At 71.9% G+C, this 22379-nt stretch carries 20 protein-coding genes; 8 read left to right on the top strand and 12 right to left on the bottom strand.

The genetic code is table 11. From position 1 onward, the window contains the following. Nucleotides 1-63 precede the first annotated feature (63 nt). The 9 genes from ACIBG7_RS10865 to ACIBG7_RS10825 form a co-directional block, all read right to left on the bottom strand. Nucleotides 64-1134 carry a prephenate dehydrogenase gene (locus tag ACIBG7_RS10865; protein WP_357924678.1) on the bottom strand — a complete coding sequence of 357 codons (1071 nt, stop codon included), beginning with the start codon at nt 1132-1134 and terminating at the stop codon, nt 64-66. Then, the gene (aroH, locus tag ACIBG7_RS10860; RefSeq protein ID WP_357924676.1) at nt 1131-1490 is read right to left on the bottom strand and encodes a chorismate mutase; all 360 of its coding nucleotides are present in this window, start codon (nt 1488-1490) and stop codon (nt 1131-1133) included. The genes ACIBG7_RS10865 and aroH overlap by 4 nt, the downstream gene beginning before the upstream one ends. Nucleotides 1491-1565: 75 nt before the next feature. Beyond that, nucleotides 1566-3581, bottom strand: coding sequence for a pseudouridine synthase (locus tag ACIBG7_RS10855; RefSeq protein WP_397335888.1), 2016 nt, complete (start codon nt 3579-3581; stop codon nt 1566-1568). Between the two features lie 37 nt (nt 3582-3618). Next, nucleotides 3619-4251, bottom strand: coding sequence for an SMC-Scp complex subunit ScpB (gene scpB / locus ACIBG7_RS10850; RefSeq protein WP_397335887.1), 633 nt, complete (start codon nt 4249-4251; stop codon nt 3619-3621). Then, nucleotides 4244-5092 (bottom strand): segregation/condensation protein A, encoded by an 849-nt coding sequence (locus ACIBG7_RS10845; RefSeq protein WP_357924667.1) that lies wholly within the window; start codon nt 5090-5092, stop codon nt 4244-4246. The genes scpB and ACIBG7_RS10845 overlap by 8 nt, the downstream gene beginning before the upstream one ends. A 47-nt stretch (nt 5093-5139) precedes the next feature. Then, nucleotides 5140-6081 carry a ParA family protein gene (locus tag ACIBG7_RS10840; protein ID WP_397335886.1) on the bottom strand — a complete coding sequence of 314 codons (942 nt, stop codon included), beginning with the start codon at nt 6079-6081 and terminating at the stop codon, nt 5140-5142. Nucleotides 6082-6209: 128 nt separating this feature from the next. Further along, nucleotides 6210-7106, bottom strand: coding sequence for a site-specific tyrosine recombinase XerD (locus tag ACIBG7_RS10835; RefSeq protein WP_357924664.1), 897 nt, complete (start codon nt 7104-7106; stop codon nt 6210-6212). A gap of 116 nt (nt 7107-7222) precedes the next feature. Further along, the gene (locus ACIBG7_RS10830) at nt 7223-7828 is read right to left on the bottom strand and encodes an NUDIX hydrolase (RefSeq protein WP_357924662.1); all 606 of its coding nucleotides are present in this window, start codon (nt 7826-7828) and stop codon (nt 7223-7225) included. After that, nucleotides 7825-9459, bottom strand: coding sequence for a CTP synthase (locus ACIBG7_RS10825; protein WP_357924660.1), 1635 nt, complete (start codon nt 9457-9459; stop codon nt 7825-7827). The genes ACIBG7_RS10830 and ACIBG7_RS10825 overlap by 4 nt, the downstream gene beginning before the upstream one ends. Before the next feature lie 282 nt (nt 9460-9741). On the opposite strand from ACIBG7_RS10825, the gene ACIBG7_RS10820 reads away from it, so the two are divergent. The 3 genes from ACIBG7_RS10820 (at nt 9742) to ACIBG7_RS10810 (ending at nt 12379) form a co-directional block, all read left to right on the top strand. Further along, entirely contained in the window at nt 9742-10398 is a 657-nt protein-coding gene (locus ACIBG7_RS10820; RefSeq protein WP_357924657.1) for a DapH/DapD/GlmU-related protein, read from the top strand. 100 nt (nt 10399-10498) lie between these two features. Next, complete coding sequence (locus ACIBG7_RS10815) at nt 10499-11212, top strand: MgtC/SapB family protein (RefSeq protein WP_357924655.1); 714 nt, start codon at nt 10499-10501, stop codon at nt 11210-11212. A gap of 18 nt (nt 11213-11230) precedes the next feature. After that, on the top strand, nt 11231-12379 hold the full coding sequence (locus ACIBG7_RS10810) for a nitronate monooxygenase (protein ID WP_397335885.1): 1149 nt from the start codon (nt 11231-11233) through the stop codon (nt 12377-12379). A gap of 6 nt (nt 12380-12385) precedes the next feature. Here ACIBG7_RS10810 and ACIBG7_RS10805 read toward each other — a convergent pair whose 3' ends face one another. Further along, on the bottom strand, nt 12386-14743 hold the full coding sequence (locus tag ACIBG7_RS10805) for an FAD-dependent oxidoreductase (RefSeq protein WP_397335884.1): 2358 nt from the start codon (nt 14741-14743) through the stop codon (nt 12386-12388). 148 nt (nt 14744-14891) lie between these two features. Here ACIBG7_RS10805 and ACIBG7_RS10800 point away from each other — a divergent pair, with 148 nt between their 5' ends. The 3 genes from ACIBG7_RS10800 (at nt 14892) to ACIBG7_RS10790 (ending at nt 17524) form a co-directional block, all read left to right on the top strand. After that, nucleotides 14892-15482, top strand: coding sequence for a DUF4126 domain-containing protein (locus ACIBG7_RS10800; RefSeq protein WP_357924648.1), 591 nt, complete (start codon nt 14892-14894; stop codon nt 15480-15482). Nucleotides 15483-15526: 44 nt separating this feature from the next. Then, nucleotides 15527-16657, top strand: coding sequence for a ScyD/ScyE family protein (locus ACIBG7_RS10795; protein ID WP_357924646.1), 1131 nt, complete (start codon nt 15527-15529; stop codon nt 16655-16657). A 249-nt stretch (nt 16658-16906) separates the two neighbouring features. Beyond that, a complete protein-coding gene (locus ACIBG7_RS10790) occupies nt 16907-17524 on the top strand; it encodes a hypothetical protein (RefSeq protein ID WP_357924643.1) in 618 nt (205 codons plus the stop codon). Here the strand turns inward: ACIBG7_RS10790 and ACIBG7_RS10785 are convergent. Then, nucleotides 17497-18051, bottom strand: coding sequence for a hypothetical protein (locus tag ACIBG7_RS10785; protein ID WP_397335883.1), 555 nt, complete (start codon nt 18049-18051; stop codon nt 17497-17499). The two genes, ACIBG7_RS10790 and ACIBG7_RS10785, sit on opposite strands and share 28 nt — an antisense overlap. 279 nt (nt 18052-18330) lie before the next feature. On the opposite strand from ACIBG7_RS10785, the gene ACIBG7_RS10780 reads away from it, so the two are divergent. Continuing rightward, on the top strand, nt 18331-19197 hold the full coding sequence (locus ACIBG7_RS10780; protein WP_397335882.1) for a serine protein kinase RIO: 867 nt from the start codon (nt 18331-18333) through the stop codon (nt 19195-19197). A gap of 280 nt (nt 19198-19477) precedes the next feature. Beyond that, nucleotides 19478-19861: a VOC family protein gene (locus tag ACIBG7_RS10775; RefSeq protein WP_397335881.1), complete on the top strand. Its 384-nt coding sequence runs from the start codon at nt 19478-19480 to the stop codon at nt 19859-19861. A 389-nt stretch (nt 19862-20250) separates the two neighbouring features. Here the strand turns inward: ACIBG7_RS10775 and uvrB are convergent, their stop codons facing one another. Further along, nucleotides 20251-22359, bottom strand: coding sequence for an excinuclease ABC subunit UvrB (gene uvrB, locus ACIBG7_RS10770; protein WP_397335880.1), 2109 nt, complete (start codon nt 22357-22359; stop codon nt 20251-20253). Nucleotides 22360-22379: the final 20 nt, after the last annotated feature.

Genomic DNA, 22379 nt, shown 5'->3' with positions numbered 1-22379 from the left:
GGGCACGCGGGCATTGTGGGGCGCGCACCCGATGGGGTCAAGGTCCGTCAGGGGCAGTGCGGGTCAGGGAACCTGCCAGCCGCGTTCGCGCAGGGCGGCGCTCAGCACGAGGACCGCGTCCGGCTGGACCGACAGTTCGGCCATACCGAGCGGCAGCCCGGGCGCGTGCTCCAGCCGCACGTCCTCGACGTTGACCCCGACCTCGTCACACACCTGGAACAGCCGGGCGAGCTGCCCGGGACGGTCCCCGATGACCACCTGGACCACGCCGTACCGCGCCGCCGGGCCACCGTGCTTGCCGGGGATGCGGCCATGCCCGGCCACGCCTCGCTTGAGCAGCCCGGTGACCTCGTCGGCCGCACCCGGCTCCCCCTTGGACAGGCCACGAAGCGCCTCGGCGGCCTCGTTGAGGTCACGCGCGACCGCGTCGAGCACCTCGGCCACCGGCGCCGCGTTGCCGGACAGGATGCCCAGCCACAGACCAGGGTCGCCGCCGGCGATCCGGGTCACGTCCCGCACCCCCTGCCCGGCCAGCCCCAGCGCCACCTCGGACGCCTCGGCCAGCCGCGCGGCCACCGCACTGGCGGCCACGTGCGGAGCGTGGGACACCAGCGCCACGGCCTGGTCGTGCTCGGCCGCACCGACCTCGACCGGGTTGGCCCCGCACAGCGCGATCAGCTCCAGCACCGCCGCCACGGCCTCGGGCGAGGCCTCCGGCGTCGGGCACAACGCCCAGGGCCGGCCCAGGAACAGATCGGCCCGGGCCGCGCCGGGCCCCGACTTCTCCCGCCCGGCCAGCGGATGCGAGGCGACGTAGGACCCGAGGTCGCAGCCCAGCTCGCGGGCCCGCTCGATCGGCTCGGCCTTGACGCTGGCCACGTCGGTGTACCAGGTCGCCACGCCCCGGGACTGCAGGCCCTTCAGCTCGCTGGCCACGTGCGGCGGCGGCACCGCCACGACCGCGAGGTCCACCTTCTCGTCGTAGTGCCACTCCTCGCCCGCGCCCAGCTCGCGCGCCAGCCGTACCGAGGTCAGATCCCGGTCGGCGAGCAGCACGCGCGTGCCCCGCCCGCGCAGCGCCAGCGCCACGGAGGTGCCGATGAGACCGGTCCCGAGGACCAGAACGGTGTTCATTGCGCGATGTCCTGACGAAGAACGGTGGCGCCACGCAGGTAGACGTGCTGGATCTCCGCACGCGGCCGGTCGGTCTCGACGTGCGCCATCAACCGCACCACGCGCGGCAGCGCGCCCGGCACGGCGATCTCCGTGCAGCAGATCAGCGGCACGTCGTGGAAACCGAGCTTACGCGCCGCCAGCGCGGGGAACTCGGCGGTCAGGTCGGGGGTCGCGGTGAACAGCACGCTGATCACCTCGTCGGTGGTCAGCCGGTTGCGCTCCATCACCGCGGAGACCAGCTCGGTCGTCGCACCGATGATCGCGTCGCGGTCGTTCCCCTCGACCTGGATCGCTCCTCGGATCGCCCGGACCATGCTCGTCCAACCCCTCTCAGATGGCGGAGAGCCCGCGCGGTCTCCCACGCGGGCTCCGTGTTGGTCGCGGCCAGACTACATCTTGACCGCGGCGTACAGCTCGCCGACCTCGTGCAGGCTGAGCGAGCGCAGCGTGCCCGGCTTGGTACGGCCGAGCTTGATCGGCCCGAACTCGATCCTGGCCAGGTCGATCACGCGGTGCCCGGCGACCTCCAGCATGCGCCGGACGACGTGCTTGCGGCCCTCGTGCAGCACGACCTCGACCAGCGCCTGCTGGGCGTGCTCCTGCACGATCTCGAAGCTGTCGGCCTTGACGATGCCGTCCTCGAGCTCGATGCCCTTCTTCAGGCGGCGGCCCAGGTCGCGCGGGATCGGGCCGGGGACCTTCGCCCAGTACTTCTTCTGCACGCCGTAGCTCGGGTGCGTCAGCCGGTGCGCCAGCTCGCCGTCGTTGGTGAGCAGCAGCAGGCCCTCGGTCTCGGTGTCCAGCCGGCCGACGTGGAACAGGCGCGGGGCCAGCTCCTCGACGAAGTCGGCCAGGCACGGGCGGCCCTCCGGGTCCTCCATGGTGCTCACCACGCCGATGGGCTTGTTGAGCGCGTAGTAGACCAGGTCGGGGGCGGTCGGGATGCGCTTGCCGTCCACGTGGATGGCCTGCTTGGCCGGGTCCACCTTGGCGCCGAAGCGGCGGACGACCTGGCCGTCGACCGTCACCCGGCCGTCACCGATCATCTCCTCGCAGGCGCGGCGGCTGGCCACGCCCGCCTGGGCGAGCACCTTCTGCAGCCGGACGCCGTCCGGCACCTCGGTGGTGTCGCGCTCGTCGTTGTCCCACGGCTCGTAGAAGTCGCGGTCACGCTTGGGGCGGTCGGTCTTGAACCGGTCCTTGGGGGCGGATCCGGTACGGCTGCCGCCGCCGATCGTCTGCACGTTGTCCCGCCTGGGCGGGCGGGACTGGTACGGGCGGGACTCGGGGGCGTCGTCGCGCTTGCCGTACCGGCCGCGGACCGGGGCGCCGTCGCCGCGCTCGTTCCACGGCTCGCGCTTGGCCTGCTCGTCCCGGCCGTAGCTCGGACGGGCACCCTCGCGGGAACCACCGTAGGAGGGACGGTTGCCGCCGCCGTACGAGGGGCGGTTACCGTCACGGGAGCCACCGCCGTAGGACGGACGGTTGCCGTCGCGGTTGCCGCCACCGTAGGAGGGGCGGTTGCCGTCGCGGGAGCCGCTGCCGTAGGAGCGGGCGCCGTCGCGGCCGGCGCGAGGGGCCTCGCCGCGTGAGCCGCGCTCGTCGTAGGAGCGGCCACCGGACGGGCGACCGGAGCCACCTCGCTGGCCACCGCCGCTGTAGGAGCGGCCCTCGGAGCGGTCACCGCCGAAGCCACGCCCGCCGGACCGCTCGCCCCCGAAGGAGCGCTCGCCGGACGGCCGGCCCGAGCGGTCACCGTAGGACCGCTCCCCGGACGGCCGCCCACCGGAACGGTCACCGTAAGAAGACCGGCCACCGGAGGCGGAGGAACCGTAGGAAGACCGGCCACCCGACCGGTCGCCGGAGGAGGAGCCGTAAGAGGACCGGCCGCCGGAACGGTCGCCAGAGCCGTAAGAGGAACGGCCACCGGAGGCCGAGGAGCCGTAGGAAGAGCGGCCACCCGAGCGGTCGCCGTAGGAGGACCGGTCGCTGCCGGAGCGGTCGCCGTACGAGCGGCCCTCGGAGCGGTCGCGGCGGTCGTCACCGTAGGACCCACGGCGGTCGTCACCGTAAGAGCCACGGCGGTCATCGCCGTAGGACCCGCGGCGGTCGTCGCCACGGGAGGAGGAAGAGGAACCGAAACCACGCCCGGCGGAGCCGGCACCGCGACGGTCGTCGCGCCCGGCAAAACCGGAGCCGGAGCCGGACCCGGAGCGGTCGCGCGAGCCGTCACGGCCGGCGCGGAGCGAGTCGCGGCCGGAGGGGCCGTCCTCGCGGCGGGAACCGCCACGGAAGTCGTCACGGCGCGGTGCGTCGGAGCGCCGGTCGTCGGAGCGGAAGGCGGGACGTCCGGTGCGTCCTCGACCGCGTCCATCACCGGACGGGGTGCTTCGCCTGTTGTTCACTGGAGTTCTCCTATGAGTGGGTTCGACCGGTCTGAGGTCAGGCCGATCTGTGGTCCTCGAGCCCGTCGACGTCGTCGGGCAGGAACGGGGCGAGCTCGGGGAGCTCGTCGATGCTGGTCAGTCCCAGCCGTTCGAGGAAGTATGCGGTTGTCCGGTAGAGCATCGCCTGGCTCTCCGGGTCGGTCCCGGCCTCTTCGACCAGGCCGCGCGCGACGAGGGTGCGCATCACGCCGTCGCTGTTGACGCCGCGGACCGCTGCCACTCTCGCCCGGCTGACCGGTTGACGGTAGGCCACCACGGCGAGGGTTTCGAGCGCCGCCTGGGTCAGCCTGGTCTGCTGGCCGTCGCGGACGAACCGCTCGACCAGGGGCGCGCAGTCGGCCCGAGTGTAGTACCGCCAGCCGCCCGCTACCTGCCTCAGGTCAAAACCCCGTCCGGCGTCGGTGTATTCCGCCGCGAGCGCGTGGAGGGCCGCGGTGACCTCGTGGGTGGGGCGTTCGAGGACCTGGGCCAGGGTGACCTCGGGCACGGGCTCGTCGACCACGAGGAGGATGGCCTCCAGCGCAGCCCGGAGGCCGGGCCCGTCGGCCGCGGGCTGCTCCACACCAGGAGCGGGGGCCGATTCGGGCGAGGTGCGGGGGAAGGGGAGGTCGTCGAGGCGTTCAGTCATCTGCTGGCTGCTCCGCTGGCTGGTCGGTGTCGGGTTCTTCGTAGTCGTCGCCGACCGAGACGTCGCCGTCGTCGGCGCCGGTCCAGGTGACGTGGAGGTCGCCGAGCGGTTCGACCTGCTCGAAGGTGACCGCGGATTCGCGGAAGAGCTCCAGCACGGCCAGGAAGCGGGCGATGACCTCGAAGGTGCCTTCGCAGTCGGCGACGAGCACCCGGAAGGTCGCCACGCGCAGCCGGCGCAGCCGGGCGACCAGGATGGCGGCCTGCTCGCGGACGCTGGCCAGCGGCTGGTAGATGTGCTGGACGTTGACGGTGGGCGGCGCCTTGGGGGTGAAGGCGCGGGCGGCGATGCGGGCGAGCTGGTCGGGGCCGATGCCGAGGATGAGCTCGGGCAGCAGGTTGGCGAACTGGGCCTCCATGGGCGCCGTGCGCGGGAAGCGCAGCGCCTCGGCCGCCATGAGGCCGGAGAAGACCTTGGCGACCTCCTTGTACGCCTTGTACTGCAGCAGCCGCGCGAACAGCAGGTCGCGGGCCTCCAGCAGCGCGAGGTCCTCCTCGTCCTCGACCTCGCCGGAGGGCAGCAGCCGGGCGGCCTTGAGGTCGAGCAGGGTGGCGGCGACCAGCAGGAAGTGGGAGGTCTGGTCGAGGTCCCATTCGGGCCCGCGCGAGCGGATGTAGGCGATGAACTCGTCGGTGACCTTGGAGAGCGAGACCTCGGTGATGTCGAGCTTGTGCTTGGCGATGAGTCCGAGCAGCAGGTCGAACGGGCCCTCGAAGACGTCCAGGTGGACGTTGAAGGCGTTGGGGTCGAGCTCGAGCTGCTCGGGCTGCTGCGGGGCCACGCGCTCATTGTCCCGCACCCCGGGGGGCCGTGCCCCCCGAAAGGGCGTCAGCGGGCCAGGGTCGCCGGGGCGGGCCAGCGCGAGAGCACCTCGCGGGCGAGCTCGCGGTAGGAGTTGGCGCCGAGCGAGGTCGGGTCGAAGGTGGTGATCGGCTCGCCCGCGACGGTCGCGTCGGGGAAGCGCACGGTCCGGTTGATGACCGTGTGGAACACCTTGTCGCCGAAGGCCTCGACCACGCGGGCGAGCACCTCGCGCCCGTGCAGGGTGCGGGCGTCGTACATGGTGGCCAGCAGGCCCTCGATGACCAGTTCGTCGTTGAGCCGCTCCTGCACCTTGGTGATGGTGTCCATCAGCAGCGCCACGCCGCGCAGCGCGAAGAACTCGCACTCCAGCGGCACCATGACGCCGTGGGCGCAGGTGAGGGCGTTGATGGTGAGCAGGCCGAGCGACGGCTGGCAGTCGATCAGGCAGACGTCGTAGTGCGGCAGCAGCGGCTTGAGCACCCGGCCGAGCACCTGCTCGCGGGCGACCTCGGTGACGAGCTGGACTTCGGCGGCCGACAGGTCGATGTTGCACGGCAGCAGGTCGAGGTTGTCGACGCCGGTCTCCAGGAGCACGTCCTCGCCGGAGACCTCGCGGTCCATCAGCAGGTTGTAGACCGTGAGGTCGAGCTGGAGCGGGTTGATGCCGAGCCCGATGGACAGGGCGCCCTGCGGGTCGAAGTCGACCAGCAGCACGCGCAGGCCCAGTTCGGCCAGGGCGGCGCCGAGGTTGATGGTCGTGGTGGTCTTGCCCACCCCGCCCTTCTGGTTGACCATCGCGACCACGCGGGCGGGCCCGTGCGTGTCGCGCCGGGCCGGCTCCGGGAACACCGGACGCGGGCGCCCGGTCGGGCCGAGATTCACACCGCGCTTGGCGGTGTCGGTCTTCGTGTCACCCCAGGGGTTCTCGGGGGTCCCCGGGGTCGAACCATTGGCGGTCACAGTCACCAGCTCGAACCTCCCTGACGGTCCCGAACCGGACCGTCCGGACGGACACTATGGCGTCAGCTTATGTACGGCAAGGCAACACACCGCGCCCATCGAACCACACTGCCGCACGTCGGAAAGACTATAGATCAATGGATGGCGCGAGGGTGCGCCGCGGCGTACACCTCCCGGAGCTTGTCGACCGTCACGAGGGTGTAGACCTGAGTGGTCGTCACCGATGCGTGGCCGAGCAACTCCTGCACCACCCTAACGTCGGCGCCGCCGTCGAGGAGGTGAGTTGCGAACGAATGGCGTAGGACGTGCGGGGAAATCCCTTCGAGCCCGGCTCGTTCCGCCGCGCTCTGCAGCACCTCCCAGGCGCCCTGCCGGGTCAGCCGGCCGCCGCGGGCGTTGAGGAAGAGCGCCGGGGTGCGGGCCGCCAGAGTGGGGCGGGCGCGCACGAGGTAGGCGTCGAGCGCCTGGCGGGCGTAGCGGCCCAGGGGCACGACGCGGGTGCGGCCGCCCTTGCCGCGCAGCCGTACCTGCTCGGGTTCGAGGTCGTCCACGGCCAGGCCGACCGCTTCCGAGATGCGGGCGCCGGTGCCGTACAGCAGCTCCAGCAGGGCGCGGTTGCGCAGCGTCAGCGGCGCGGCCTCGGGCCCGGAGGCGGCGATGAGCCGCTCGACCTCGGCCACGGAGATGGCCTTGGGCAGCCGGCGCGACTGCCGGGGCGGGCGGACCAGGTGGGCGGGGTCGTGGCCGGCGACGCCCTCGCGCAGCGCGAAGCGGTGCAGGCCCCGCACGGCCGAGACGGCGCGGGCGGCGGAGCTGGCCACCAGGGCCGGGTGCTCGCCGTCGCCCTGGCGCAGCGCGGACAGGAAGTCGAGGACGTCGGCCTCGCCGACCTCCGCGATCTCGCTGCGGCCCAGGCCACGCAGGTGGCCCAGGTAGCGCTGCAGGTCGCGGCGGTAGGAGGCGAGCGTGTTCGCGGCCAGCCCCCGCTCCACGGCCAGGTGGGCGAGATAGCTGGAGATCACCGCCTCCACCGGAAGTCCTCCCTGCTGCCCGGTCCGGGGACCGGGCGTCGTGCCGTGTCCGGCGGGCGGGCGTTCCGGTGTCCGGATCCGCCCGGGTCCGGGGCCGCCGGGGCGGCCCCGGCGGCTCACGCCTCGGGGGCGTCGGCCGGGCGCAACGAGGCGAAGCCACCGGCCGATGCCGCGTATGCGGCGAGGATACCGGCCACGGCCGGAGAATTGTGGATCATCCCGTCGAGCACGCGCCGGGCCGCCTCCTCCAGGGGGATCCACTCCACCGGCATGTCGCTCTCCTCGTGCCGGCGCACGAAGTCGATCTCCACCGTGGAGACGTCCCGGGCCAGGAAGACGCGGATGCGCTCGCTGGTCATCCCGGGCGAGCTCATCAGGTCGACCAGGGTGTGCCACTCGCGCGCCTGCAGGCCCGCCTCCTCGGCCAGCTCGCGGGCGGCGGTGTCGAGCAGCGGCTCGCCGTCCACGTCGCGCAGCCCGGCGGGCAGCTCCCAGAGCTGGTGCCGTACGGCGTGGCGGTACTGGCGCAGCAGCAGCACCCGCCCCGCCTCGTCCAGGGCCACCACGGCGACCGAGCCGATGTGCGTGGTGTAGTCGCGGTCGGCGACCTCGTCGCCGGGCATCACCACGCTGTCGGTGCGCACGCCGAAAACGCGGCCCTGGAAGTGCTCCTTGGTGGCGACGACCGGCCATTCCTCGGGATAGTCCTGGATGACGGTCACTTCTGGGCCGCCAGCGCGGCGGCGACCAGGCCCTTGAACAGCGGGTGCGCGCGGGTCGGGCGCGACTTGAACTCGGGGTGGGCCTGGGTGCCGATGAAGAACGGGTGCTGGTCGGCGGGCAGCTCGGTGTACTCCACCAGGCGGCCGTCGGGCGACAGGCCGGAGAAGACCAGGCCGACCTTCTCGAGCTGCTCGCGGTAGGCGTTGTTCACCTCGTAGCGGTGGCGGTGGCGCTCGTCGGCCTTGGCCTTGCCGTACAGCTGGCGGGCCAGGGTGCCCTCGCCGAGCTTGGCGGTGTAGCTGCCGAGGCGCATGGTGCCGCCCATGTCGCGCTCGCCGGCGACGACGTCCTCCTGGTCGGCCATGGTGGAGATGACCGGGTGCTTGGTGTCGGCGTCGAACTCGGCGCTGTTGGCGTCCTCGACGCCGGCCAGGTTGCGGGCGGCCTCGATGACCATGCCCTGCATGCCGAGGCAGATGCCGAGCAGCGGGACCTTGTTCTCGCGGGCGTGCCGGATGGCGCCGATCTTGCCCTCGATGCCGCGCACGCCGAAGCCGCCGGGGATGAGCACGCCGTCCACGCCGTCGAGCTCGCGGCGGGCGCCCTCCTCGGTCTCGCAGTCGTCGGACTTGACCCAGCGGATGTTGACCCGCGCGTCGTTGGCGAAGCCGCCCGCGCGCAGCGCCTCGGTGACGCTCAGGTAGGCGTCGGGCAGGTCGATGTACTTGCCGACCAGGGCGATGGTGACCTCCTTGGCCGGGCGGTGCACGCGGCGCAGGAGCTGCTCCCACTCCTTCCAGTCCACGTCGCGGAAGGGCAGGCCGAGGCGGCGCACGACGTAGGCGTCGAGGCCCTCGGAGTGGAGCACCTTGGGGATGTCGTAGATGCTGGCCGCGTCCACGGCGCTGACCACGGCGTCCTCGTCCACGTCGCACATGAGGGAGATCTTGCGCTTCAGCGAGACGGTGATCGGCCGGTCGGAGCGGCAGACGATCGCGTCGGGCTGGATGCCGATGCTGCGCAGGGCGGCCACGCTGTGCTGGGTCGGCTTGGTCTTCAGCTCGCCCGAGGGCCCGATGTAGGGCAGGAGCGAGACGTGCAGGAAGAAGACGTTGTCGCGGCCGACCTCGTGCCGGATCTGCCGCACGGCCTCCAGGAAGGGCAGCGACTCGATGTCGCCGACGGTGCCGCCCACCTCGGTGATGACCACGTCCACGTCGGGGCCCGCCATGCCGCGGATGCGGTCCTTGATCTCGTTGGTGATGTGCGGGATGACCTGGACGGTGTCGCCGAGGTACTCCCCGCGCCGCTCCTTGGCGATGACGTTGGAGTAGACCTGGCCGGTGGTGACGTTGGCGCTGCCGTGCAGGTCGGTGTCGAGGAAGCGCTCGTAGTGGCCGACGTCGAGGTCGGTCTCGGCGCCGTCGTCGGTGACGAAGACCTCGCCGTGCTGGAACGGGTTCATCGTGCCGGGGTCGACGTTGAGGTAGGGGTCGAGTTTCTGCATGGTGACCCGGAGTCCGCGTGCCTTCAACAGCCTGCCCAGGCTGGAGGCCGTGAGTCCCTTGCCGAGGCTGGAGGCGACACCGCCGGTGACGAACAGATGCTTGGTTTGCGATGCGCTGCGCAAAGAGGCTCCCGTGGCTCGAGGTGTGGTCGAAGTGTCCACGGGCTCTCAGGATATCAAACAACGCCCTCCACATGCGTGAACGGCCCTCCCCGGGCGCGTCACGGCCCGTGCCGGCCGGGGATGCGGCGGGCTTTCCGGCCCTTCACGCCACTTTTCCAGCCGGTACGGCAGGCCGCCTCCGGGCCCCCGGCGCGGCGACGACCCCGGATGACCTGCGGCTCGCCGGAAACCGGGCGGCACCGGCGGCGGGACGGGCCGAACCGGAGGGTAACTTGAGGGCTTATGGCAGTAGTGGGCGCGTTGATCCACCGCGCATACGCGTGGATCCGCCGGGCGGGGGCGATCTCCCCGGCCAACCCCGCCGGATACCGCTTCCGGCGGCTGGGCGAGGGCGTGAGCATCGCCTTCCCGCCGGGCGCGATCTTCGGCGAGCGGTGGATCGAGATCGGCGACCACACCCTGATCGGCGAGCGGGTGTCGATCTCGTGCGGCATGATGCCCGGCGCCGAGCTCGGGCCGGACACGATCGTGCGGATCGGCGCGTCGTGCTCGATCGGGCGGGGCAGCCACATCGTCGGGCACCAGTCGATCGACATCGGCGACCACGTGTTCACCGGGCCGTACGTGTACATCACCGACCAGAACCACGTCTACGACGACCCCGACATCCCGATCGGGCGGCAGTGGCCGCGCAACAACCCGGTCTCCATCGGCAGCGGCTCGTGGCTCGGGACCGGGGCGATCGTGCTGCCGGGCTCGCGGATCGGGCGGCAGTGCGTGGTGGCCGGGGGCGCGGTGGTGCGGGGCGAGTTCCCGGACCACAGCGTGATCGCGGGCGTCCCGGCCCGGGTGGTCCGCAGCTACGACCCGGCGGAGGGCTGGCACACGCCGGTCTCGGCGACCGTACCGTCCTTGAGCGCCCTGGAGCGGCCCGCCTGACCGGACGGATCACCGGTCCCGGGTCAAACGCTGGGCCACGGCAGGGCCAAACCTCGGCCAGTGACCGCCAGAGCCGCCCCCAAGAGGGAAATTTCTGGACATGGTGGATCTGGACCTGCTCCTGCGCCTCCTGGTCGCGGGAGCGCTGGGCGGGGTCATCGGCATCGAACGCCAGTGGCGCGCCCGCATGGCCGGCATCCGCACCAACCTCCTGGTGGCCGTCGGGTCCGCCCTGTTCGTGCTGCTCAGCGCCTACGGCTTCACCAGTGGCGGCGACACCGCCGACCCGACGCGGGTGGCCGCGCAGATCGTCTCGGGCATCGGCTTCCTCGGCGCGGGCGTGATCCTGCGCGAGGGCTTCACCATCCGCGGCCTCAACACCGCCGCCACGCTGTGGTGCGCCGCCGCGGTCGGCTCGCTGGCCGGGGCCGGCATGTTCGTGCTGGCCGCGGCGGGCACGGTGCTCATCGTCGGGGCCAACACGCTGATGCGCCCCCTGGGCCGTTTCCTCGACCGCCGCCGGGCCCGGCACCGCACCCGCTACCGCTTCGAGGTGATCTGCCCCAAGCAGGACGAGGCGCACGTGCGCAGCCTGATCGTCTCCGCGCTCACCCGTCCCGAGCTGCGGCTGCGCAGCCTGCACAGCTACGACGCGGACGTGCGCGACCAGGTCGAGGTGCACGCCATGGTGGACAGCCTGCGCCGCGACGAGAACCTCTTCGAGAAGGCCACCAGCCGCCTCAGCCTGGAGCCGTCGGTCACCTCGGTCTCCTGGACCCTCGAAGGCGACGACGACGATGACGACGACTCCTGAACGGGCTAACGTCAGCGCATGCGGACAGCTTTGACCGAGCGCTTGGGCATAGAGTTTCCGATCTTCGCTTTCAGCCACTGCCGCGACGTCGTCGCCGCGGTCACCAACGCCGGCGGCTTCGGCGTCCTCGGGGCGGTCGCCTACTCCCCCGAGCAGCTCGACGCCGAGCTGTCCTGGATCGACGCCCAGGTGGGCGGCCGGCCGTACGGGGTGGACGTGCTGGTGCCGGGCAAGCTGGACGCCCGCGGCACGCGGGTGGCCGACCTCGTCCCCGCCGAGCACCGGGCCTTCCTCGACGACCTGCTGCGCCGCTACGGCGTGCCGGCCCCGCCCGGCGCCACCGGCGAGGCGGCCGACGAGTTCGCCGGGCGGGTGACCGCATCGGGGGCGACCGGGCTGGTCGAGGTGGCGCTGAAGCACCCGATCGGGCTGATCGCCAGCGCCCTCGGCCCGCCGCCCGCGCACATGGTCGAGCTCGCCCGCGAGGCCGGGGTGCCGGTGGCCGCCCTGGTGGGCACGGTCGAGCACGCGCTGCGGCAGGTCGAGGCGGGCGCCGACCTCATCGTCGCGCAGGGCACCGAGGCCGGCGGGCACACCGGCGAGGTCTCCACCATGGTGCTGGTCCCGCAGGTCGTGGACGCGGTGGGGCCGGTCCCCGTGCTGGCCGCCGGCGGGATCGCCGACGGGCGGCAGGTCGCCGCCGCGCTCGCGCTGGGCGCGCAGGGGGTGTGGTGCGGGTCGGTCTGGCTGACCACCGAGGAGGCCGAGACCCCGCCCGTGGTCAAGCGCAAGCTGCTGGCCGCCTCCTCGCTCGACACCGTCCGCTCGCGTTCGCGCACCGGCAAGCCCGCGCGCCAGCTCCGCTCGGCCTGGACCGAGGAGTGGGACCGCTCCCCCGCCAGCCCGGGACCGCTCGGCATGCCTTTGCAGCTCCTGCTCGCCGAAGGGGCCATGCGGGCGGTCAACCCGGCCGCCGAGCGCGGCGAACCGGGCGCGGTGGACCTGGCCGGCTACTACGTCGGCCAGGTCGTCGGCCAGCTCGACCGGGTCAGGCCGGCCCGCGACGTCGTCTACGACCTGGTCCGGGGCTACGGCGAGGCCGTGGACCGGCTGGCCGGCCTCGCCGAACCGGACGCGGCAGAATCCGAGCCGGACACCGCCGATTGACCGTGCCTATCCGCGGATGCGCGAGCCGCTGGGGTCGAACAGCGGCTCGTCGGTGACCAGGCCGGCCACACGGGTGCCGAAGACGTCCACGCCCACCTTGGTGCCCGGACCGACCGGCAGGTAGGCGTAGGCGATGGACCTGCCCACGGTGTAGCCGTACCCGCCCGAGGTCACGCGCCCGGCCAGCTCGCCGTCCACGCTGACCGGCTCGTTGCCGAGCGCGACCTGGCGCGGGTCGTCCAGCACGATGCAGCGCAGCCGCCGCTCCGGCTCGGGGTCGAGCGCGTCGCGGCCGAGGAACCCCTTGTCCGGCCGGACGCAGAAGCCGAGCCCCGCCTGGTACGGCGTGGTCTCTGGACCGATGTCGGCGCCCCAGACGCGGTAGCCCTTCTCCAGGCGCAGGCTGTCGATCGCCTTGTAGCCCCCCGCCACCAGCTCGTACGGCAGGCCGGCCCGCCACAACGTCTCCCACAGGCCCGCGCCGTACTCGGTGGAGCAGTAGAGCTCCCACCCCAGCTCCCCCACGAAGGTGACCCGCAGCGCCAGCACCGGCACGTCCCCCACGGTGAGCTCACGCGAGGTCATGAACGGGAAGTCGAGCGGGTCGTCGGTGAGCGTGCGCAGGATCTCCCGCGCGTTCGGCCCCCACAGCGCGAAGCAGGCGTACTGCCCGGTCACGTCGGCCACCCGCACGTCCGCCCCACGCTCGCGCGCCTGCCTGCGCAGCCAGGCGAGGTCGTGCGAGCCGAAGGCGGTGCCGGTGACGACCATGAACTCCGACTCCCCGCGCCGGGTGACGGTGAAGTCGCACTCGATGCCGCCGCGCGAGTTGAGCGCCTGGGTGTAGGTGATCGCGCCGACGGCACGGGCCACGCGGTTGTCGCAGACCCACTCCAGCAGCTCGGCGGCGTCGGGCCCGGTGACCTCCAGCTTGGCGAAGGAGCTCTCGTCGAACAGCCCGGCGCTCGCCCGGGTACCGAGGTGCTCGGCGCCGGTCGAGGGCGACCAGTGCCGGCCGGCCCAGCCGTGCGGGCGCAACGACTCGTCGCCGGGCAGGTCGTAGTGGTTGACGCGCTCCCAGCCGGACTTCTCGCCGAAGCTCGCGCCGTGGGCGGCATGCCAGCCGTACGCCGGGGAGGTCCGCAGCGGGCGGCCGGCGCTGCGCTCGTGGCCGGGGTAGCGGATGTCGTAGTAGGTCTCGTAGTTCTCCACGACGCGCTTGCGGGTGTAGCCGGGCGAGCGGTAGGAGCGGCCGAAGCGGCGGATGTCCATGTGCCACAGGTCCCAGGTGGGCTCGCCGGAGACGATCCACTCGGCCATGACCAGGCCGATGCCGCCCGCGCCCGCGATGCCGTGCGCGCAGAAGCCGGCGGCGACGTAGAAGCCGGCCACCTCGCTCTCGCCGAGGATGAACTCGTTGTCCGGGGTGAAGGCCTCGGGCCCGTTGATGAAGCTGCGGATGCCCGCCTCGCCCATGGCCGGGACGCGGATCTCGGCGTTATCGGAGATCTCGGTGAAGCGGTCGTGGTCCTCGGGCAGGAGCTTGCCGTTGAAGTCGGCGGGCACCGGGTCGACCCAGGGGCTGGAGCGGCGCTCGTAGCCGCCCATGACCAGGCCCTGCACCTCCTGGCGGTAGTAGACGAGCAGGTCGGGGTCGCGCAGCGTGGGCAGGCGGGTGTGCTCGTGGAAGGCCTCGGTGATCACGTACTGGTGCGACATCGGGATGATCGGGATGCGCACCCCGGCCATCCGGCCGATCTCCGGGGCGAACATGCCGCCGCAGTTCACCACGATCTCGCACTCGATCTCGCCCTGGTCGGTGCGGACCGAGCGCACCCGGCCCTCGCGGACCTCGATGCCGAGCACGCGGGTGCGGGTGCGGACCCGCACCCCTGCCTCGCGGGCCTTGGCGGCCAGCGCGTAGCAGAGCTGGGCCGGGTCGATCTGCCCGTCGGTCGGCAGGTAGCAGGCGCCGACCACGCCTTCGGGGTCCATCAGCGGGAACAGCTCGGCCGCCTCGCGCGGCGAGATCTCGGTGAGCGGCAGGCCGAAGGTGCGGGCCCAGTCGAGCTGCCGCCGGATCTCCTGCATGCGCTCGGGGGTGGAGGCGAGCTTGACGCCGCCGCACTCCACCCAGCCGGGCAGCGTGCGGTAGAGCTCGACCGAGTACTGGTTCATCCTGGTCAGGGTGGGGTCGGCGCGCAGTTGCCCGACCAGCCCCGCGGAGTGGAAGGTGGAGCCGCTGGTCAGCTCGTCGCGCTCCAGGAGCACCACGTCCCGCTCGCCCAGCTCGGCCAGGTGGTAGGCGACGGAGGCGCCGCCGACGCCGCCTCCGATGATCACGATCCGCGCCCGGTCAGTCATATCCGCACCCTAAAGATCGGGTGCGGTTATGTCATTCGTCACAGCCGACGGTCATCACGTTCTGCTCTCGAAACCGGCCGGAGCGCCGCGCTGACCGCCGGCCGCCACAGGATGTCAGTGTGAGAGCCTGAAAGCCGGGGGGTTGCCCATGTTCGCCACGCTCACCGGGCTCGGTCTGTCGACCGCGGCCGGGTTGAACGCCTACATTCCGCTGCTGGTGGTCGGGATCCTGGCCAACTTCACCGACCGGGTGAAGCTGCCGGACGGCTATGCCTGGCTGTCCAACTGGGGCGTGCTCGCGGTGCTGGCCGTCCTGCTCCTGCTGGAGATGACGGTCGACAAGATCCCCGCGGTCGACAGCGTCAACGACCTGATCCAGACCGCGGTGCGCCCGGCGTCGGGCGGCGTGGTCTTCAGCGCCACCGCCGCGGCCGCCGAGATCGACGCCTCGACCTGGATGACGGAGAACCCGTGGGCCGGCTGGCTCATCGGCATCGTCGTCGCGCTCGCCGTGCACGCGCTCAAATCGGCCGCCCGCCCGGTGGTCAACGCCGGTACGGCAGGCGTGGGCGCGCCGGTCGTCTCCACCGCCGAGGACGCAGGCTCCCTGGGCCTGAGCCTGCTGGCGGTGCTGGCTCCGCTGCTCGTGCTGGTGGCGCTGATCCTGCTGGCCTTCCTGGCCTGGCGGGTGCTGCGGCGCATCCGGCTCCGCCGGTCGGCTGACCGGCGATCACCCTAGCGGCTGACGTCCCGCCCGAGGCCGCGCTCCTACCGTTGTGCCCCATGAAGCGGATCATCGGGGTGGGCGGGGTCGCCCTGCTCGGGCTGGCCGTCGTGACGGCTCCGGCCCAGGCCGACCAGGGGGCGGTCACCGTCGTGGCCAAGAAGCTGGACAACCCGCGCGGCCTGGCCTTCGGGCCGGACGGCGCGCTGTACATCGCCGAGTCCGGCAGCGGCGGCAAGCTCAAGTGCACCACCGTCCCCGGGGTCGACGGCGGCAAGGCGGAGAAGATCTGCCTCGGCCTGACCGGCCGGATCAGCAAGCTGGCGGGCGGCAAGAAGAGCGTCGTGACCGACGGCCTGCCCTCGGCCGGCTCGCAGGGCTCGGGCACCGGCCCGCACGACGTCGCCGTCGCGGCCGACGGCAGCCTGCTGGTCGCGGTCGGCATGGGCGGCGACGGCAAGCTGCGCAAGGGCCTCGGCCCGCAGGGCAAGCGCCTGGCCACCCTGCTGCGGATCAAGGACGGCAAGGTGTCGGTCCTGGCCGACCTGCTCAAGCACGAGATCGCCCACAACCCTGACAAGAAGGACAAGGGCAGCGTGGTCGACTCCTACCCGTACGCGGTGGTCCCCACCGCCGACGGCGGAGCCCTCGTCACCGACGTCGGCGCCAACGACGTGCTGGAGGTCTCACCGACCGGCAAGGTCACCACCCGCGCGGTCTTCCACGCCCGCATGGTGCCCGCCCCCGCCAACCTCAAGATGCCCAAGGGCAGCAAGGTGCCGATGCAGTCGGTGCCCATGGGCATCGCCGCCGGGCCCGACGGCGCCTACTACGTCGCCGAGCACAACGGCTTCCCCAACCCCGACGGCATGGCCCGCGTCTTCAAGCTCGCCGGTACGGCCAAGCCGGTCACCGCGGTCAAGGGCTTCACCACCGTCGCCGACGTCGCCTTCGACGCGCAGGGGCGGCTGATCGTCCTCGGCTCGGTCGGGCCGATCCCGGCCGACCACATGACCAAGAGCTCCCTCTACCGGATCGAGGCCGACGGCACCCGGACCGAGCTGCTCAAGCCGGGCACGCTCACCATGCCGCTCGGGCTGGCGGTCGGGCCGGACGGGGCGCTCTACGTGACCAACAAGACCTTCGTGCCCGGCAAGGGCGAGGTCGTGCGGGTGACCGTACCCGAGTAGGAGCGGGTGACCGTACCCGAGGCGAAACGGGAGACGTGCCCGAGGTGAAGCGGGCGACGGACCCGCGGTGAAGACGTGTGCGAGGCGCATGGAGGCCCCCGCCCCCGCTCTCGCACACCCCGGCCCGGCAGTGGCGGTGCACACTGCCGGGCCAACTCATGCCCGGGCCTTCCTTGGAGTGCCTGGTTTCATGGGCGCGGCACTTGTGCGGCGGGCGACTATGCTCGAAGCACGGGTTCCCGATGGGAGGTGTCCACGATCAGCGAGATCTTGGTCGTGCTGCTGGTGATCGTCGCTTTCGTGCTGCTGGTCGCGGGCGTCGGCCTCTATTTCATGGTCAAGCTGGGCCGCAAGGCCGCCGTCAAGGCGCGCGAGACGGCCACCCGGCTGACCACCCACTACAACGCGATGGGCACCGGCGAGGCCGCCGAGGTCGAGCGGCTCCGCATCGACCTGCGCCGCGAGGTCGGCCTCACCCGCCAGGCGGTCGAGACCGCCCAGGCGCAGGGCTGGGGCCTCGGCGAGCTGCCGCACCTGCTGGCCGAGCTGACCAAGCAGGCCGACATCCAGGACACCCAGCTCGGCATGTACGCCCAGCAGCGGCGCGTCTCCCCCTACGTCGACCACGTCACGCTGGAGCGGCTGCGCGAGCACCAGGCCAAGCTGACCGCGACCTGCGCCCGCATCCGCGCCGACCTGTTCGGCGCCCAGGTGCACCACGCCTCCGAAGGCGTCGAGGAGCTCAGGGCCCGGGCCGACCTGGAGATCGAGTCACGCCGCCGCGCGCCCGACCCGCTCGACGAGATCGACGAGCTCTACCAGCGCGCCATGCAGGAGCGTCACGACCCGCCGGCCCAGTCCCGGTAGACCAGCTCGGCGTACTCCCGCTCGCCGCCGCCCCGGCGCAGCACCGCCCGCGCGGCCTGCGCCTGCTCGGTGGTCGGCAGGTGGCCGTCGAGCAGCACCGGCAGCAGCAGCCGCCGGGCGATCAGCTCGTGCTCCGACACCCAGTGCGGGCGGCGGACCACCGCTACGTTGACGCGGATCGCGTGCTCGTTGCCCGGCACGACGCCCGGCCGGTCGATCTCGATCGCCGAGAACCGGAACCCGTTCGCCACATCGCACGCGCCGCACCCCACCGGGCCCCGGCTCAACCGCCCACCGCACTCGGGGCACCTCAGCCGGTCGTAGGCGGCATCCACCACCCGCCACGGATGCCGGTCCGGCTCATGCACCACCATCTCAGCCAGTTCCCGCTCGGCCGCCTCCTGTCTACCTGCCTGCTGCTCGGCCGGTTTCCTCCCGGCCTGCGCCCCTGTGGCCAGGCCGCTGCCGCTCCCGAGGCCGAACTCGGCCGCGAACGGGGTCCAGCCCTCCTCCACCAGCGCATCCACCAGGGCAGCGCAACGCGCACACCCCGGCGCACCGGCCGGCTCGAATCCCCCGCACTCCGCACACCTCCGCACCCGCCCGACGATATTCGGTTGCACAACCGAATATCAGCCCCCCATACTCGTGCTCACTGTCCGCCGCCGACGGCACGAAGGGAGGAGATGACCGTGATGACGCCTGTCCGCGTGCCTTTCACGCTCCAGATCCCTCCCACCGGGCGGCCGCTGACCTGACGCCTTCGCGCCGGTGGAGTACCACTTCTTCGCAGGAGACACCCACCCGTGCCGAAGCACAGCAAGACCCGCATCCGTGGCCTCGACGCCGACGACCTCGAGTGGCTGGCCGCCAACCCCGAGCCCGACCCCGACCTGCCGCCCTCCGGTGACCGCTGGTCCACCTGGGACCAGAGCACGCCGACCGAGCGCGGCCCCAAGCCGCACCCCGTCTGGCTCGTGACCGAGTTGGCCGCCGTCGACACCGAGCTCGGCATCCTCAAGACCGGCAAGGAAGCCGACGTCCACCTGCTGTCGCGGGCCGTGCCCGACACCGACCGGGCCTGTCTCCTGGCCGCCAAGCGGTACCGCGACTCCGAGCACCGGCTCTTCCACCGCGACGCGGGCTACCTGGAGGGGCGCGCGGTCAAGGAGAGCCGGATGAACCGCGCCATGGCCAAGCGCACCTCCTTCGGCATGCGCCTGATCGCCTCGCAGTGGGCGCAGGCCGAGTTCTCCGCGCTGTGCCGGCTGTGGGAGCTCGGGCTGCCGGTGCCGTACCCGGTGCAGATCGTGGGCACCGAGATCCTGCAGGAGTTCATCGGCACCTCTGACGGCTTCGCCGCCCCACGGTTGGCGAACGTCTCCGAGGGGCTGGAGTCGTTGTGGGAGCAACTGGTCGAGGCGATGGTACGGCTGGCGCACGAGGGCCTGGCGCACGGCGACCTGTCGGCGTACAACCTGCTCGTGCGGGACGGCCGGCTGGTCATCATCGACCTGCCGCAGATCGTGGACGTCATCTCGCACCCCACCGGGCCGGACTTCCTCGACCGGGACGCGCGCAACGTGGCCACGTGGTTCGCCTCCAAGGGCGTCACCGCCGCCGACCCCGACACCCTCGCCACCCTGCTACGCCGCGAGGCCCGCCTCCCCTGACCCCCACCCCGCCACCCAACAGCGGTCACCTGCACCGCGTGGCCGAGTAGCTCGGGTGGCCGGGTGGCCCGGGTGGCCCAGAGTGCCGGGAGGTGCGGGTGGCCCGGGCGGCCGGGCGGCCTGAGTGGTCGGGTGGGGCCGGGGCGGCCGAGTGGCCGGGGTAGCCCCTCGGCGTGCTCCCGGAAAGTCTCGGCTCCCCCACCGATGACTTTCCGGGAGCCCGAGAGTCGTCCCTCCCTGAACACACCGAAACCGCACCCGAAGACCTCAGGGAGAAACCATGGCCGCCCCGCAGCTCAACAGCCTGCTCCTGTCCAGCACCGACCCGCAGCGCCTGCGCCAGTGGTACGTCGCCGCCCTGCAGCCCGACGAGAACGCCGACGTGGAGAACTACGGGGTGCTCCGGTTCGGCAGCGTCTACCTGATGATCGACACCCGGACCGATATCTCCGACAAGAGCCCCGAGCCCGGTCGGATCATCCTCAACTTCGACGTGGACGACGCCCGCGCCGTGGTCGAGCGGATGAACGGCCTTGGGGTCACCTGGCTCGCCGAACTCGACGACCGCGACGGCAGCCTCTTCGCCACCGCCATCGACCCGGACGGCAACTACGTCCAGCTCATCCAGATCAGCGAAGCCCACCGCAACGCCATGGGCGGCTGACCCACCCACCCACCCGGCCCAGCCCAGCTCTGGCCCAGCCTGGCCCAGCTCTGGCCCCGCACCAGCCAGCCCACCCACCTCGCCGGCCAACCCGGGTGGCTCGGTCACCGCCGCCCTGAGTGGCGGGTCCGCAGGGGATCCGGGTGACCCGAGGGCGGCGGGACCGGTCGCTCCACCGCAAGGAGCCGCCCACCCGAAGACCAGCCGCTCGGTAGCTAGCCGCAGGGGAGCTGGCCACTCGAGGACCAGCCGCTCGGGACCGGTGCTTCGTCGGGCAGGGCAAGGCCGGGGGCGGCTCGGGCGGCCGGGAGCCGTGTCAGGCAGCGCAAGGCGACCCCCTCCGGTCATGGGGGCATGGAGGGGGTCGCTGAGCCTGAAGCTGAGCGGGGTTACTTGACGCCGGCCTCGCGCATGTCGCGGAGCTCGCGCTTGAGTTCCTTGATCTCGTCCCGCAGCCGGGCCGCGACCTCGAACTGGAGGTCGGCCGCCGCCTGGTGCATCTGCTCGGTGAGCGATTCGATCAACGACTCCATCTGCGCCCGGGGCAGTTCCCCCGCGATGGCCTTGGCGTGCTGCCCCGAGGCCTTCGCGACAAAGCCGGGAACGGGCGCCTTGCCGCGCGACTGCTGCCTGCCGCTGCCCATGAGCTGCTCGGTGTCGGCGTCCTCTCGCTGGAGCGAGTCGAGGATGTCGGCGATCTTCTTGCGCAGCGGCTGCGGGTCGATGCCGTTGGCCTCGTTGTAGGCGACCTGCTTGGCCCGCCGCCGGTTGGTCTCGTCGATCGCCCGCTCCATCGACGGCGTGACCTTGTCGGCGTACATGTGCACCTGCCCGGAGACGTTTCGAGCGGCACGGCCGATGGTCTGGATGAGCGAGGTCTCCGACCGCAGGAAGCCTTCCTTGTCCGCGTCGAGGATCGCCACCAGCGACACCTCGGGCAGGTCGAGGCCCTCCCGCAGCAGGTTGATGCCGACGAGCACGTCGTACTCGCCCACCCGCAGCTCGCGCAGGAGCTCGATCCGCCGCAGGGTGTCGACCTCGCTGTGCAGGTACCGCACCCGGATGCCGAGCTCCAGGAGGTAGTCGGTGAGGTCCTCGGACATCTTCTTGGTCAGCGTCGTGACCAGCACCCGCTCGTCGCGGTCGGCGCGCACCCGGATCTCGTGCACGAGGTCGTCGATCTGCCCCTTGGTGGGCTTGACGACGATCTCGGGGTCGACCAGGCCGGTCGGCCGGATGACCTGTTCGACGACCTCGCCCTTGGCCCGGCCGAGCTCGTAGGAGCCCGGCGTGGCCGACAGGTAGACGGTCTGGCCGATCCGCTCCAGGAACTCCTCCCACTTCAGCGGCCGGTTGTCCATCGCGGACGGCAGCCGGAAGCCGTGGTCGACGAGGGTGCGCTTGCGCGAGGCGTCGCCCTCGTACATCGCGCCGATCTGCGGCACCGTCTGGTGGGACTCGTCGAGCACCAGCAGGAAGTCTTCGGGGAAGTAGTCGAGCAGAGTGTTGGGCGCGCTGCCGGCCTCACGGCCGTCCATGTGCCGCGAGTAGTTCTCGATGCCGGAGCAGGTGCCGATCTGGCGCATCATCTCGATGTCGTAGGTGGTGCGCATGCGCAGCCGCTGGGCCTCCAGCAGCTTGCCCTGCTTCTCCAGCTCGGCCAGCCGGTCGGCGAGCTCGGCCTCGATGCCCATCACCGCGCGCGCCATGCGCTCCTCGCCGGCCACGTAGTGGGAGGCGGGGAAGATGTACAGCTCCTCGTCGTCGGTGATCACCTCACCGGTGAGCGGGTGCATCGTGGAGAGCTTCTCGACCTCGTCGCCGAACATCTCGATGCGCACGGCGAGCTCTTCGTACTTCGGGATGATCTCGATCGTGTCGCCCCGCACCCGGAAGGTGCCCCGGGTGAAGGACAGGTCGTTGCGCGTGTACTGCATGTCGACCAGGCGGCGCAGGAGCTGGTCGCGGTCGACCTCCATGCCGACCTTGAGCCTGGCCATGCGGTCGACGTATTCCTGCGGCGTGCCCAGGCCGTAGATGCAGGAGACCGACGCGACCACGACGGTGTCACGGCGGGTCAGCAGCGAGTTGGTCGCCGAGTGGCGCAACCGCTCGACCTCGTCGTTGATCGAGGAGTCCTTCTCGATGTAGGTGTCGCTCTGCGGGACATACGCCTCGGGCTGGTAGTAGTCGTAGTAGGAGACGAAATACTCCACCGCGTTGTTCGGCAGCATCTCGCGCAGCTCGTTGGCGAACTGCGCGGCCAGGGTCTTGTTGGGCTGCATGACCAGCGCGGGCCGCTGGAGGCGCTCGATCAGCCAGGCGACGGTGGCGGTCTTGCCGGTGCCGGTGGCGCCCAGCAGCACGTTGTCCTTCTCGCCCGCCTTGACCCGGCGCTCCAGTTCCGCGATGGCGGTGGGCTGGTCGCCCGACGGGGTCATCTCGGTGACCACCTCGAAGGGCGCCACCTTACGCTGCAAGTCAGTCACCGGTCGCATGCTGCTTACTGTAGGCGGTG

The sequence above is a fragment of the Nonomuraea sp. NPDC050328 genome (genome assembly GCF_044459405.1).
Lineage (GTDB): Bacteria > Actinomycetota > Actinomycetes > Streptosporangiales > Streptosporangiaceae > Nonomuraea.
This window is presented reverse-complemented; position numbering and strand designations above follow the sequence as displayed.

Excerpts from the sequence above, each read along its gene's own strand:
- ACIBG7_RS10865 (WP_357924678.1), bottom strand. The coding sequence starts at position 1,134 with ATGAACACCGTTCTGGTCCTCGGGACCGGTCTCATCGGCACCTCCGTG.
- ACIBG7_RS10775 (WP_397335881.1), top strand. The coding sequence starts at position 19,478 with ATGGCCGCCCCGCAGCTCAACAGCCTGCTCCTGTCCAGCACCGACCCG.
- ACIBG7_RS10800 (WP_357924648.1), top strand. The coding sequence starts at position 14,892 with ATGTTCGCCACGCTCACCGGGCTCGGTCTGTCGACCGCGGCCGGGTTG.
- ACIBG7_RS10810 (WP_397335885.1), top strand. The coding sequence starts at position 11,231 with ATGCGGACAGCTTTGACCGAGCGCTTGGGCATAGAGTTTCCGATCTTC.
- ACIBG7_RS10820 (WP_357924657.1), top strand. The coding sequence starts at position 9,742 with ATGGCAGTAGTGGGCGCGTTGATCCACCGCGCATACGCGTGGATCCGC.
- aroH (WP_357924676.1), bottom strand. The coding sequence starts at position 1,490 with ATGGTCCGGGCGATCCGAGGAGCGATCCAGGTCGAGGGGAACGACCGC.
- ACIBG7_RS10795 (WP_357924646.1), top strand. The coding sequence starts at position 15,527 with ATGAAGCGGATCATCGGGGTGGGCGGGGTCGCCCTGCTCGGGCTGGCC.
- uvrB (WP_397335880.1), bottom strand. The coding sequence starts at position 22,359 with ATGCGACCGGTGACTGACTTGCAGCGTAAGGTGGCGCCCTTCGAGGTG.
- ACIBG7_RS10805 (WP_397335884.1), bottom strand. The coding sequence starts at position 14,743 with ATGACTGACCGGGCGCGGATCGTGATCATCGGAGGCGGCGTCGGCGGC.
- ACIBG7_RS10815 (WP_357924655.1), top strand. The coding sequence starts at position 10,499 with ATGGTGGATCTGGACCTGCTCCTGCGCCTCCTGGTCGCGGGAGCGCTG.
- scpB (WP_397335887.1), bottom strand. The coding sequence starts at position 4,251 with ATGACTGAACGCCTCGACGACCTCCCCTTCCCCCGCACCTCGCCCGAA.